Source organism: Candidatus Eremiobacteraceae bacterium (assembly GCA_036511855.1).
GTDB lineage: Bacteria > Vulcanimicrobiota > Vulcanimicrobiia > Eremiobacterales > Eremiobacteraceae > JABCYQ01.
Map to the genome: position 1 here is coordinate 1 of DATCBN010000007.1, position 13,282 is coordinate 13,282.

Here is a 13,282-nt window from a genome sequence, read left to right on the forward strand (position 1 = left end):
TCCTGATGGGTGAGCGTTGCTCACCCTAGTACTAGGGCAAGCGTCGCTTGTCCTGATGGGTGAGCGTTGCTCACCCTAGTACTAGGGCAAGCGTCGCTTGTCCTGATGGGTGAGCGTCGCTCACCCTAGTACTAGGGCAAGCATCGCTTGCCCCGATTTTTTTTTGGGCGAGCGATGCTCGCCCTCGTACAGCTCGCCCTCGTACAGCTCGCCCGTCTACATAGACGACGTCGATTACGAATGGGATGCGCGTGCGCGACGCATATCGCACAGGCGCACAACGACTTCGTCCAGCAAAACGCCGCCTTCTCGACGTCCGCTGAAAAGGTGATCGAGCGCGCGCGCGGTCAGCGTGACGGCTCTGCCGGCATTTTCGGGTGTGAGCGAGCGCGCCGCGTCGTGCAGCTTGCCGAGCCTCCACGCGTTCTGGCCGGAGGCGGCCGCGTATGCCTGACTGGTGGAAAACTTCAGCTCCCAGATCGCGATCGCGTCGGCCGCAAGCGCAAACAGCGGTCCAACGACGTCGTCTGGTTTGGCGAGCACATCACGCAGCAGCCGGAGCGCCAAGTCGGCGTCTCCTTCATGCACGGCCGCCGTGAAATCCCACAGCTTGACGTCATCGAAGGATTGTATCGCGCCCTTTACCATCTCGAGCGTTATCTTCTTGCCGTCGGCCGTCAGCGCCAGACGCTCGATCACGCTCCGTATTTCAGCCGCGCTCTCGGATAACGCAAGCGTCGCACGCGCTTCCGCGCTGACCTGCACGCCCGCCGTCGCGGCCACCTCGTTGATGAATCGTTCGCAGGCTTTGGCGTCCAAGTTGCACTCGACCACGATGCCGCCGGCCGTACACGCCGCCAACTCCAATGCTTCCTCGGCCGGTTTGCGGCCTTGTGGTCGAAGCGGCGTACCTGAATGGTCGACGATGATCACCGCATGTTCGGGCAGATCCGCGCACGCCGCCGCCAAGCTACGCCGGTCGTCGGCCTTGAGATCGATGGTGCCGCGCACGATGACCACGCGCCGTTCGGCAAGAAAAGGCAATGCTCGCGCCTTCGCGGCGATTTCGCCGACCCCGGCACTGTCGGTTCCGTCCACAGCGTCGACGTTGAGCGCCCGCGTCGATTCGTCCGGCACTGCGTGTTCGAGGATCACGTGTAGAACGTCCGCGGCTAAGAGATGTTCCTTGCCGGCGATGACGATGAGCGGCGGCAGCGGATCCGGCGGCGCGTCGATGAAGGCATAGTAGCCGATTTTCGCGCCTCGTCTCGCGGCCGCTGCCGGCTTCTTCGCCGGGCTCACGCCGGGGCGACCTGCGCGAATTCGAAGGAAGCGATGGACTGCGCGTACGGCGGCCGCAAAACGCCCGATTCCATCACAAACGCGGTCACGAGTTTTCCGGGCGTCACATCAAACGCAGGATTAAAAGCGCTTGCGCCTGCCGGCGCGACCCGCACGCCGGCGAACTCGAGCACTTCGATCGGGTTCCGCTGCTCCAGGTTGATCTCGTCGCCCGACGCGATGGCGCTATCGAATGTCGAACGCGGCGCCGCGACGTAGAGTGGTATCGAATGAGCATTTGCCAGGACGGCCAGCCCATACGTGCCGATCTTGTTGGCGAAGTCGCCGTTGCGGGCGATGCGGTCGGCGCCGACGACCACAGCGTTCACCTCGCCTCGCTGCATGAAATGCGCGGCCATCGAGTCGGTGATCAGCGTGTAGGGTATGCCGTCGCGGCCGAGCTCCCATACGGTCAATCGCGCGCCTTGGAGAAGCGGCCTCGTCTCGCCGACGAGCACGTTCTTCAGCACACCCATGCGCCACGCCGAGCGGACGATGCCGAGAGCGGTGCCGTAACCGCCGGTGGCCAGCGTACCGGTGTTGCAGTGCGTGAGCACGACGGAACCGCTCGAGAGCAGCGCGGCGCCGGCGTCGCCGATCAAACGGCAAGTGGCGATATCGTCGGCGTGGATGGCGCGGGCAAACTCTTCCATTGAAGTCACCACTCGGATGAGACTTTCGCCCGCGTCGCTCCGTTCGCGCGCGTGCTGCACGATCTTCGCGACGGCCCATGAGAGGTTGACGGCCGTCGGCCTCGCTGCCGAAAGCGCGGCTCCTGCTTCATCCAACGCCTTGAAGAAATCATCTGCGTTGCGCGCGACGCCGCTCGCGGCCTTTGCGCCGATGCACATGCCGTAGGCGCCTGCGATGCCGATGGCCGGCGCGCCGCGAATGCGCAGCGCTCGAATCGCCTCGATCAGCTTCGGCACGGTGCGCAGCTTGATCACAACTGTTTCGCCGGGTAAAAGTGTCTGGTCTATGATCTGGAGGATGCCGCCGACGTATTCAATGTGGGGCGGTGCTACGCGCACGGATAGACCAGTTCGGCGGCCGCCAACGCCGTGTCGAACATGGCGAGTGCGTCGTCTACTTGCGCACTCGTGATGATGAGCGGCGGTTGGATGCGGATCACGCTGCCGTGGACGCCCCCGCGTCCGACCAGCAGCCCCGCGTCGCGGCACGCATCGACCACTGCTTCTGTGGCGGCGCCCGCCGGTTCCTTAGTGGCGCGATCCCGAACGAGTTCCACCCCGATCATCAGACCGCGGCCACGCACGTCGCCGATCAGCGGACGTCGAAGCGCGAGCTCTCTCAGGCCATCCATGAGCCGCGCACCCATCCGCTGAGCGTTGGCCGCAAGTCCGTCTTCTTCGACGATCTCGAGCGTGGCCAGCGCGGCGCGCGCCGAAACCGGATTGCCGCCGAACGTGTTGATGTGCGGTCCTTTATACGCGTCGGCCACTTCGCGCCGGGCGATCACGATCGAGATCGGAAAACCGTTGCCGAGCCCCTTTGCGGAGGTCACGATGTCTGGGGTAACGCCCCAGTCGCTGATGCCGAACATGCTGCGGCCGAGCCGGCCCCACGCGGTCTGCACCTCGTCGGCGATGAAGAGGATGCCGTGCCGGTCGAGTATCTCTTTGACGACGGTGTAGTATTCGGGCGGCGGGGTGATGATGCCGCCGACGCCTTGAATGGTTTCGGCGTAGAACGCGGCCACGCCGCCGGAAGTCTGCGTTGCGATGACATCCTCGATGGCCTTTGCGCATGCGATGCCGCACGATGGATAGGTCAACTGCAGCGGGCAGCGATAACAGTACGCATTGGGCGCGAATGCGACATGTTGTGGTTCGGCGCCGAAATTGCGATAGGCGGCCAGACCGCTCACGCCGATCGTCCACATCGACCGGCCATGATAGGCGTGGTCGAGTGCGATGAAATCCTTCGCGCCGGTGAAGTGGCGCGCGAGGGCCGCCGCGACCTCGTTGGCTTCCGTGCCGGAATTGCCGAAGAAGACTTTGTCCAACCCTGCCGGTGCGGCTTCGACGATCCGCTCGGCGAGATCGAGCATCGGCTCGGTGAGATAGAGCGTGGAGGTGTGCGTCAGCTTGTCGATTTGATCGTGAACGGCTGCGTTAACTTTCGGATGCGAGTGGCCGACGAGCAGCACAGCAATGCCCGCGAAGAAATCCAGATACTGTCGACCCGCATCGTCCGTGACGTAGGCGCCGCGGCCGGACACGAGGGTGAGCGGCTCGCGGAAGTAGGTCCGCTGGCACTCCATGAGATACCGCGCTTTGCGGGCTGCGTTGCGGCCGGCGGACACCGTGGCCATGTCGGATCATCCCCTAACTTGTTTCGAAGTTCAACGTTTCCGGTCGCGACCGGAACTTCGGGTTTCGCGTCTCCGGCGAGGGCCACCTCGGCGGTTACGGCGCGAACGAACCTCGTACGACGCGCGTGCCGGTGATCCGGTCCTGAAAAGAGGGCCGCCACAAGTAGCCGATCGCGGGCAGGACCATAGCGAGTGAAAAGAACGTGACGAGATAACGCCACGCGGCGCGGCCCGCTCCCACGCGGCGATAGTCCGGGCGCACCACGCGCAAGCCGAGCACCATCATGCCGAACGTACGTCCGACGAGCGCCACGAGCACCGCCGCGTATAAGAACACGCACGCAAAGCCGACAGCATCCGGAAGCGCCGACTGGAAAAGCGGCAGATGCGAATTCAGCCAGTCGACTCCATATTGCTGCAGCGACAACGCGCCCATGTCGGACGTCGCGACGTGCTTCCCGCCGGACGTGCCGCTGACGTCCACTTTGAGCACTTTGCCGGAGCTGACGATCGCGCTGACGATGATCCAATCCAATCCAAAGGCCGCGGCGCGAAGCCAATTGCCTGCAAGCGCCTCTTTGTCAACTCGCGTGCCTCGCGCCGGTTGCACAGTGGCCAGGTCGGCGTTCAGAGCGGATTCGCGCTGAGCAGCCAACCGCGCGCGCCACGAACCGTAGAGCGGCGTCGCGGCAAATGTCTCCAGCTCGCGAAGGCGGTTAGTCGCATACGGTTCTTGCCCGAGAAGCTCACCGAGTCTGAGAGTCGGATCCGACTGCAATTCGACGCGTTGATCTATGAACGCCGTGTAGTCGACTTTCTTCGAGACCTGATGGAACGCGCACGTGAACACGGCACGCGATGCGGCTTCAATGGAACCGCAGCACAGCAAACCGACGCGGTCCGCGGTGTATTCGGTTCGCCGCAGCCACGCGCCGAAGACGATCGATACGAACGGATTCTCTCTGCCGGACGCGCTGAAAAGCGACGTGATGCGCGAGTGGCCGGCCGCGATGTGGCCGAGCTCGCGGCCGATGAGGAATGCCAGCTCATCATCGTCGAGATGGGGTAGCCACGTGCTTGAGATGACGATCGAATATGGTTCACCCAATCCCATGGAGGTGACGCACGTGTACTGGTCCTCGCGAACGAAGATGTTCGGCATTCGCATGCCAAGATCGCGCGCGCACCGGGCGGCGACGGCGTAGACGGCGGGTAGCTGCCGTTCGTGCAGGCGAATGCTTGTGCCGAGCAGCCGCCCGCGAGCGACCGACACGTAGACCATCGCGGCGACGATGAAAAAGGCGATTTGCTGACCGGTGAGCTGTTCGCGCAGCACGAAGCCCACGAGGCCGACCGTCGTGGGCGCGAAGATGAGCGTCAGCCACAGCGCGCGATGCTCGCTGCGCCAGCGCAGCGATTCTGGCCCTTTGAAGAGCGATTCGGGAGTCATTGCAGTCCCCGTTGGCATGCGCGGTCCGCTTCCCTCCAAGAATGGGCAAGCGATGCTTGCCCTAGTACAAGCTTGCCCTAGTACGAGCTTGCCCTCCGACATAAGATGAAATGCGCTGCGTGCCCGTAAAGCTTCGCCGCATGACTTCGATCCAGACGGCCGCCGCCGTCGCGGCGCGGCTCGACGCGCTGCCGATCGGCCGCCGACTCTACGGACTCGTCGCGCGCATTTCGGTCGGCGGTTTTTTCGAAGCATACGATCTGTTCATGCTGACGTACATCGCGCTCGGCATGGTGCATTCCGGTCTGTTCACAGCCACAGGATTCGGACCCGACGGCATTCCGGTCTTTGCCGGCGCCGGCTTCACCGGGATGTTCCTCGGAACGATGTTGTTCGGATGGGTGTCCGATCGGTTTGGACGGCGAGCTGCATTTGGCTGGTCGCTCACGTGGTACTCCGCTTTCACCGTCGCCATGGCGCTTGCGTCGACAGCGCTCGCAGTCGATGTTCTACGGCTGTTCGCAGGCTTGGGCATCGGCGTCCAACTGATCACCATCGACGCGTACATCAGCGAGCTCACGCCGCCGCAGGTGCGCGGTCGCGCGATCGCCGTCAGCCAAGCGATCACGTTCACCGCGGTGCCGGTGGTCGCGTTCATCGCCCAGTGGCTCGTTCCTCATTCTTGGTTCGGCTTGGAAGGCTGGCGCGTGGTCGCTCTCGCCGGTGGTGTGGGCGCGCTGACCGTCTGGCCGATAATTCGCGGGCTGCCCGAGTCGCCGCGGTGGCTAGCCGTGCGCGGGCGCGTCGGCGACGCCCTGCGTGAGCTTGCGCGCGTCGAGATGTTCGCCGGCGGTGCGTTGGCGAGCGACCAGTCGCAATTGCCGACTCTCGCGACAGAGGCTTCCATCGCGCCGGTCACCGCATCGCTTGGATGGTGGCGTGAGATGTGGAGCGCAGGCTATCGCAGCCGCAGCGCGATGTTGGTGGTCTTCAACTTTTTCCAGACGATCGGTTTCTACGGCTTTGCTTCGTGGGTGACGATATTGCTGTTCAACGAAGGCGTGAGTTTCGTCCACTCGCTGCAATACGTATTCTTGATCGCGCTCGCGGCGCCGGTCGGACCGCTTATCGCGATGCGCGCGGCGGAGCGTAGCGAACGAAAATGGCAGATCGTGGCCCTGGCCGCGGCGAGCGCGGTGCTCGGTTTGTCATTCGCAGCCATGCGCGTTCCGTGGGCCATCGTCTGCACCGGCCTCGCTCTGACGCTTGCGAACAACTGGTTCTCGTGCGCGTTCCACGCATACCAAGCCGAACTCTATCCGACGCGCATCCGCGCGCAGGCGGTGGGATTTGTCTATGCATGGAGCAGACTGAGCGCGGTTTTCGTCGGCTTTTGGATCGGCGCGATTCTGGCCGGATTCGGCCCACGCGCGGCGTTTGAGTTCATCGCAGTCGCAATGGCCGTCGCAGGCGGGATAGTAGCAGCCATCGGCCCTTTGACGAGAGGCCGACGGCTGGAGTCGCTGTCACCGTAGATCGTTGCGCGAAATCGCGCGCAGACTGGTTGGATTGTTACGCAGCGACCTTGCGGGGCACGGAGCGGTTTTCATCGAGATCGAGCAGGTCGGGCCACGTCGTGACGTCCGTCCGGTCGGGCGCGACTTTAGCGCGGAGGTCGAGGAAGTACTTCTCGCTGTCGGAGCCTTTGTCGGGCGACAGCTTCAAGTAGTCCTCATTGTAGGCGGCGATCTCGGCGGGCGACTTCTTCAGAAAGCGCTCGCGAAGTATGGCCAGGAGCTTGGCATCGTCGTTTGACGAAGCGAGCTTGGCGAATTCCTCATGGTCGACGCCGACGAATGCCAGCACCTTTTGATCCATGCCGCAATTGTAGTGATATTCGCCGACGGTGCCGGCGGCCGACGCGCGCGCTTTGTCGGTCGTCCGGGCCAGCATGACGATGCCGGCTAGGGAGAGATCCTTTACGCTGCGCGGGACAGTCTTTGTGAGATCCATTATCAGATATGATCCTTTCGAGAACACCTACGTACGTCTTATTATCTGTAAGTAGGCTATACTTTGTTACAGCGTCATTGTATACTAGTTGGAGGAATAAATAAAGTAGTATTTCGAAAGTGCTCTAGTATCTAATAAGATAGTGAGGCGTCCGTGAGTTACGAAACACAGCTGACCTGCCCGGTGCAGCGCACCATCGCGCTCATGGGCGACAAATGGAAGATCCTTGTGTTCATCGCGCTCAGCGACGGCGCACGTCGCTTCGGCCAGATCCAACGCGTCCTCGACGGGGTCACAGCGAAGGTATTAACGCGCCAACTTCGCGACCTCGAAAGGAACGGCTTCCTGTTGCGCACCGTCTTCGCCGAAGTGCCGCCGCGGGTGGAATATGAACTCACGGAGCTCGGCCGTAGCTTCTTGCCGATCGTGCAACAATTGAAGGAGTGGTCGGCGGCGCATGCGGACGAGCTGATGGCCCGCCACGAACTTATCAGCGCTTGACGCGGGATGGGCGCTTGCGAAGCGCTCCTTTTAGTTCGGCCATCGCTAGAGCGGCAAGCGCGGCCTCGTAGCCTTTATTCCCCCCGCCGGGATCCGCTTTCGTGTGCGACTTCGTGCCGCGCTTTTTTTTGCCCGCGCGGGCCCATGCCTGCGCCACCGTGTCGGTGGTGAGCACGCCGAAGATCACCGGAACGCCGGTCTCAAGTGCAATCCGCGCGATGCCACGCGCTGCTGCGCCGGCTACGTAGTCGAAATGCGGCGTTTCACCGCGGATGACGCATCCTAAACACACCACCGCGTCGTAGTCGCCCGATTCCGCGAGCCATTTCGCGGCGACCGGCAACTCGAAGGCGCCCGGCACCTGCGCGACGTCCACCTTCGCCTCATCGCCTGCGGCTTCGGAAAATCCGCGCAGCGCGCCGTCGAGCAACGCCGACGTGATCGGTTCGTTGAAGCGCGCCCGGACGATGGCAAAGCGCCGCTTCACTTCGTCCGGTCGGCTTCGGCCAGGAGATGGCCAAGCTTTTCTTCTTTGGTCCTCAAGTATCCTGAGTTGAACTCGTCGCGATCCATCACGAGCGGCACGCGTCCAGCCATGGTGAGGCCGTAGCCTTCCAGGCCGATGATCTTGCGCGGATTGTTCGTGATGATCTTCATCTCGCGCACGCCGAGATCGTGCAGTATCTGCGACCCGATCCCGTATTCGCGCTTATCGACGGGCAAGCCGAGTTTGAGATTGGCCTCGACCGTATCGGCGCCGCTGTCCTGCAACTCATACGCCCGCAGCTTGTTCGCAAGGCCGATCCCGCGGCCTTCTTGGTGCAGATATAAGAACACGCCGCGCTTGCGGTGCGCGATGATGGCCAGTGCTGCATCGCGCTGCGCCGCGCAGTCGCAACGTTTGCTGCCGAGCGCATCGCCGGTGAGGCATTCGGAGTGCACGCGCACGAGGACATCTTTGCCGTCGCCGATCTCGCCCATGACGAGCGCGACGTGACACGCACCGTCGAGCATCGACTCGTAACCGAACCCGCGGAACGCGCCGTGGATCGTGGGCAGGTCGAATTCGGCGATGCGCTTCACGAGCTTCTCGTGCCGCATGCGATACGCGATCAGATCTTTCACCGTGGCGAGTTTCAGGCCGTGCCGTGCGCCGAATCCCTCGAGCGCGGGCCGGCGCATCATCGATCCATCGTCATCGAGTATCTCGCAGATCACGCCGGCGGGATAGAGCCCGGCAAGGCGCGCAAGATCGACCGCCGCCTCGGTCTGGCCGGCACGCACGAGCACGCCGCCTTCGCGAGCGCGTAACGGGAATGTGTGGCCCGGACTCACGAAGTCGGCCGCCGTCGATGCCGGATCGAGCAGCGCGGCGACGGTGGCGGCGCGGTCGAACGCGGAGATGCCGGTGGTGGTGCGCCCGCGAGCCTCGATCGAAACGGTGAACGCCGTCTCGAACCGAGAGGTGTTCTCGTTGACCATCATGGGGATGTGCAGTTCGTCGAGGCGCTTACCGATGATCGACACGCAAATGAGTCCGCGGCCATATTTGGTCATGAAGTTGACCGCGTCGGGCGTGATCATCTGCGCGGCCATGGTGAGGTCGCCTTCATTCTCGCGGTCTTCATCGTCCATGACGATGACCATCTTGCCGGCGCGGATGTCGGCGATCGCGTCTTCGATCGGGCTGAGGGGCATATTCAGTTGCGATTCCGTAGGACGGCCGCCACGTAGCGGGCGACCGGGTCGGCTTCTATGTTCAACACATCTCCCGTGCGTTTCCGCCCCAGCGTTGTGCGTTTTAGCGTTTCGGGGATGAGCGCCACCGCAAAACCGGCTTCTTCCACCGCCGCAACGGTAAGGCTGATGCCGTCGAGCGCGACATAGCCTTTCTCGCACACGAGAGGCGCAAGCGCCGGTGGGATTGCGCACCACATGCGAACCCCCTGCCCTTCGGGCTCGATGCGAACGATGATCGTGGTCGCGTCGATGTGGCCGTAGACGAGATGCCCGTCCAACCTTTCTCCGACTTTCAGGCTCAATTCGAGATTGACATGGGCTCCGGCAGTGAGTTCTCCCAGATTGCTGCGCGCGAGCGTCTCCGGAATGACGTCAAAGTCGAGCACGGTGCTGTTGTGTGCCGCCATGGTGAGGCAGACTCCATTGACGGCGACACTGTCGCCCGGTGTAGGCGTCTCCTTGAGCCCGGCCGCGTCGACCGACAGGCGCACGCCGCCGTCGCGGCGTTGGACATCCACTACGGCGCCGAGTGCGCGGATCAATCCGGTGAAGATGTCGTCAGTCCTTTCGGCCGGTCATGTTCAGTCCTCGCGCGCGATATCGATCGACGCGATCTTGTGCGCGGACGCCACGCTGACGTCGATCGCGACGACCGAGCCTGCGTAGAAAGCTTCGTAAGAATAGATCTTAGTGCCGTGACGATACTGCCAACCGCGGTACACGAACCGTTCGGGCGACGCAGTCGCGCCGGCGCCGATGCAGGTTTGGCGCGCGACCGCCGGCGTCAGCACTGATGTTAGTTTGGGTGTGATCATACGGGGCTCGATGTGGCCCGCACACATTTGCGCGAGCAGGCGTTTGGTGGCGGACGTGATGGCGGCGTCTTCACCCGGCGCGGATCGCAGGTCGGCGGCTAGCTGTTCTGCAGTTGGCGAAACGAGCATCGCGAACAGCCGCTTCACGAAGAGATCTTCGTCAAATGGGTCGCCGTTGCTCAGTGCGACGATTTCAATGCCGTCGTCGGGAAACGTGGCGTTCACGCTTGCGAAGCCGACGTTGAATCCTTCGTGCGAGACCTCTCGATGCCCGTAGAGAGTGGAGAGATCGAGACCAAAGCCGTAGCCTCCGCGCGGTCCGTAGCCCACGCGCAACGGCGAGTGGGTCATCGCTTGCCACGATGCGGCATCGACAACATGGCCGTCGTCCAAGCCGGCATCCCATTTCACGAGGTCGAGCACCGAGGCGTTCACCGTGCCGTCGCCATAACCGAGATCGTCGGGCGTCTGCGGCGCGAGCACGATATTGCCGTCGTAGGTGTAACCGAGCGCGCCGTCCGGCTGCGACGCCGGAATCACGCGCGTGGACGCGTTGGTCATTTTCAGCGGATCGAAGATGCGCCGGGATACGAAGCTGGAATACGACGTGCCGCTGACCTGCTCGACGATCAACCCGAGAATCATGTAATTCGTGTTCGAGTACTCGAAGCGAGAACCGGGCGGGAAGTCGAGCGGCGCGGCGCGCACGAGATCGGCGAATTGTTTCGCTGTGGCGCGATGCGGAAGATCGTTGAGGTCGACGTAGTCTGGAATGCCGGATGTGTGGGTGAGCAGTTCGCTAAGCGTTATCTGCGCGCCATGGGCGAACTCCGGCAGGTAGCGGCTCAACTTGTCGTCGAGATTGAGTTTGCCTTCCTGTTGTAAGAGCATGATTGAGGCGGCGGTGAATTGTTTGGAATTGGATGCTATGTTGTAGACCGTGGTCGTATCTGCGGGAATTTGCTTCGCAAAGTCGCGGAAGCCGTATCCGCGCGCGTAGAGCACGTGACCCCGCCGCGCGATCGCGATCGACAATCCCGGCAGATGTTGGTGCATCATCGTCGCGTGAACGAGCGCATCCACGCGCCGTTGCGAATCGGATCCGAACACCGGCTGCGTCACGGGCATAGCCGCGAGCAGCGTCAGGGCGAGCACGACCGCTTGCATCTCAATTGCTCCCGTCTGCGTGAATCGGCGCAGTTTTCGTCGGCGTGGCAGTCACCAACAAATCAAGTCCGAGCATGGCGATGGAGTCGATGCGCAATCCCGTCCGGGTCGGCGTCCTCGTGGCTGTTGCGATCGCGGGTGCCAGCGTGGCGGAGCCGAGAATTTCGGGTGCTACGAGCCAGTAGACCCGACCGACGTGCGCACCCGCAAGCATGGCGGCGGCGATCGTGGGTCCACCCTCGCACAAGATGCTGATGATGCCGCGTTCGCCGAGGGCGGTCAGCATCGCCCCGAGATCCACGTAGCCCTCGGCTGTCGCGTGGCAAACCAAGAATTCTACCCCATGTTCCGTCAGCGCTTCTCGACGGTCCGCCGGCATCGCCGCGGTCGTGACCACGAGCGTCGGCGTCGTGGCAGCGTCGCGAACGAGATGACCGTCGAGCGGCAAGTGCCCCCGATCATCCGTCACGATGCGAAGATACGGCACCGCGCGAGGTCGCGGCGGCCGCACGGTGAGTCTCGGATCGTCGACGATCGCCGTATGGACGCCCACTAAGACTGCATCGTGCGTGTATCGCAATTCGTTGACGAACTCGAATGCCTTCGTTCCCGTCAGCCGGTGACGGACGCCGGCGCGCGGTGCGACGGCCCCGTCGAGGCTCGCCGCCATCTTCAGACTGACGAACGACCGGCCCGTCGTGCGATGATGCGTGTAGGCGACGTTGAGTTCGGCCGCCTCCGCGCGCCCGAGCCCCACGTCCACTTGGACGCCGGCTGCGCGCAGCTTCGCGATGCCTCGACCGCGCACACGAGAATCCGCGTCCTCCGCGGCGACGACCACGCGCAGGATGCCCGCGGAAACGATGGCTTGCGTGCACGGAGGCGTGCGGCCCTCATGATCGCACGGCTCGAGCGTGATGTATAGCGTGCCGCCGCGCGCTTTTTCGCCGGCATGTTCGAGCGCCATCACCTCAGCATGCCGCGATCCCGCTTGATCGTGATAGCCTTCGCCCGCTGGATGTCCGTCGGCACCTAGTATGACGGCGCCGACCATGGGGTTCGGACTCGTGTTGCCTCGCGCTTTTGCGGCGAGTTCGAGGGCGCGGCGCATGTGGAGAGCTTCGTCCATAGCGGCTTTATGTTTGCCGGGATGGATGCGCGGGCCTTGGTCAGATGCGCAGGGCCAGCGCGCAACCTATGATGTCGCGCGGCCGGCAGCCGCGGATAGCGGCGGCGCACGCCGCGAGCGTGGCCCCTGTAGTGACGACGTCGTCGACAAGAAGCACGCGCTGATCCCACAATCGTTCGGCTTGAGGCCCTGGTGCAAACGCGCGCAGCATGTTCGATCGCCGCTGATCGAGCGCGAGCGTGCTCTGCGCACGAGTGTTGACCGTCCGGCGCAGCGCATCTGAAAGCAATGGCAGCGCAAGGGATTTTGCGATCGCTCCGGCGATCAGCGCCGCTTGATTGAAACCACGCTCGCGCATTCTCGAGGCGTGGAGCGGCACGGCAGTGACGATGTCCGCCGGCGCGCTCAGCGTGGCTGCAAGTTGGGCGCCGAGATGAAGCGCGGCGGCGCGGCGGCCGCCGAACTTGATGGTTCGGACTGCGCGCGCGAGACGACCGGCGTACGGGCCGAGTGCGATGACAGTGGGCGCTCCGTCACGCGGCGCCCGAGTCACCGGTGCGAGATCGGCGAACGCATTCGCGCACGATGCGCAAATGGCGGCGCCGTGCGCTTCACACGCGGCACAGCGCGCCGGAGCGACGAAGTCGAATAACCAGCCGAACATTGGGGATTATTCACGAAGCTAATGTAGGTGGGCAAGCATCGGTGGCCCCATTTTTTGTAGGAGGGCAAGCATCGCTTGCCCATGGGTGAGCGTTGCTCACCCTCCTACTGAGGAGATCTACATCGAG

Annotated in this window: 13 protein-coding genes; 2 read left to right on the forward strand and 11 right to left on the reverse strand. The window is 63.4% G+C overall.

What is annotated here, in order from left to right; genetic code table 11:
- Nucleotides 1-234: 234 nt before the first annotated feature.
- From VII69_01245 to VII69_01260, 4 genes are all read right to left on the reverse strand, one after another.
- A complete protein-coding gene (locus VII69_01245) occupies nucleotides 235-1,302 on the reverse strand; it encodes a hypothetical protein (GenBank protein ID HEY5093723.1) in 1,068 nt (355 codons plus the stop codon).
- On the reverse strand, nucleotides 1,299-2,372 hold the full coding sequence (mtnA, locus tag VII69_01250) for an S-methyl-5-thioribose-1-phosphate isomerase (protein ID HEY5093724.1): 1,074 nt from the start codon (nucleotides 2,370-2,372) through the stop codon (nucleotides 1,299-1,301). Before mtnA ends, VII69_01245 begins: the two co-directional genes overlap by 4 nt.
- Nucleotides 2,363-3,676, reverse strand: coding sequence for an aspartate aminotransferase family protein (locus VII69_01255; GenBank protein HEY5093725.1), 1,314 nt, complete (start codon nucleotides 3,674-3,676; stop codon nucleotides 2,363-2,365). The genes mtnA and VII69_01255 overlap by 10 nt, the downstream gene beginning before the upstream one ends.
- 94 nt (nucleotides 3,677-3,770) lie before the next feature.
- Nucleotides 3,771-5,126 (reverse strand): M48 family metalloprotease, encoded by a 1,356-nt coding sequence (locus VII69_01260; protein HEY5093726.1) that lies wholly within the window; start codon nucleotides 5,124-5,126, stop codon nucleotides 3,771-3,773.
- Nucleotides 5,127-5,245: 119 nt separating this feature from the next.
- Between VII69_01260 and VII69_01265 the strand changes: the two genes are divergently transcribed.
- Nucleotides 5,246-6,661, forward strand: a complete 1,416-nt coding sequence (locus VII69_01265; GenBank protein HEY5093727.1) for an MFS transporter — start codon at nucleotides 5,246-5,248, stop codon at nucleotides 6,659-6,661.
- Nucleotides 6,662-6,698: 37 nt separating this feature from the next.
- On the opposite strand, the gene VII69_01270 is transcribed toward VII69_01265, so the two are convergent.
- Complete coding sequence (locus VII69_01270; protein ID HEY5093728.1) at nucleotides 6,699-7,139, reverse strand: DUF5069 domain-containing protein; 441 nt, start codon at nucleotides 7,137-7,139, stop codon at nucleotides 6,699-6,701.
- Nucleotides 7,140-7,292: 153 nt separating this feature from the next.
- Between VII69_01270 and VII69_01275 the strand changes: the two genes are divergently transcribed.
- Complete coding sequence (locus VII69_01275; protein HEY5093729.1) at nucleotides 7,293-7,640, forward strand: helix-turn-helix domain-containing protein; 348 nt, start codon at nucleotides 7,293-7,295, stop codon at nucleotides 7,638-7,640.
- Here the strand turns inward: VII69_01275 and ribH are convergent.
- From ribH to VII69_01305, 6 genes are read right to left on the reverse strand one after another with little or no spacing between them, the layout of a single operon-like run.
- Nucleotides 7,630-8,127 (reverse strand): 6,7-dimethyl-8-ribityllumazine synthase, encoded by a 498-nt coding sequence (ribH, locus tag VII69_01280; GenBank protein ID HEY5093730.1) that lies wholly within the window; start codon nucleotides 8,125-8,127, stop codon nucleotides 7,630-7,632. The genes VII69_01275 and ribH overlap by 11 nt on opposite strands.
- Nucleotides 8,124-9,338 carry a bifunctional 3,4-dihydroxy-2-butanone-4-phosphate synthase/GTP cyclohydrolase II gene (locus tag VII69_01285; GenBank protein ID HEY5093731.1) on the reverse strand — a complete coding sequence of 405 codons (1,215 nt, stop codon included), beginning with the start codon at nucleotides 9,336-9,338 and terminating at the stop codon, nucleotides 8,124-8,126. Before VII69_01285 ends, ribH begins: the two co-directional genes overlap by 4 nt.
- Before the next feature lie 2 nt (nucleotides 9,339-9,340).
- Nucleotides 9,341-9,922: a riboflavin synthase gene (locus tag VII69_01290; GenBank protein ID HEY5093732.1), complete on the reverse strand. Its 582-nt coding sequence runs from the start codon at nucleotides 9,920-9,922 to the stop codon at nucleotides 9,341-9,343.
- 39 nt (nucleotides 9,923-9,961) lie between these two features.
- Complete coding sequence (locus tag VII69_01295) at nucleotides 9,962-11,362, reverse strand: serine hydrolase domain-containing protein (GenBank protein ID HEY5093733.1); 1,401 nt, start codon at nucleotides 11,360-11,362, stop codon at nucleotides 9,962-9,964.
- Nucleotide 11,363: 1 nt separating this feature from the next.
- Nucleotides 11,364-12,491: a bifunctional diaminohydroxyphosphoribosylaminopyrimidine deaminase/5-amino-6-(5-phosphoribosylamino)uracil reductase RibD gene (ribD, locus tag VII69_01300; GenBank protein HEY5093734.1), complete on the reverse strand. Its 1,128-nt coding sequence runs from the start codon at nucleotides 12,489-12,491 to the stop codon at nucleotides 11,364-11,366.
- 40 nt (nucleotides 12,492-12,531) lie between these two features.
- A complete protein-coding gene (locus tag VII69_01305) occupies nucleotides 12,532-13,155 on the reverse strand; it encodes a phosphoribosyltransferase family protein (protein ID HEY5093735.1) in 624 nt (207 codons plus the stop codon).
- Nucleotides 13,156-13,282: the final 127 nt, after the last annotated feature.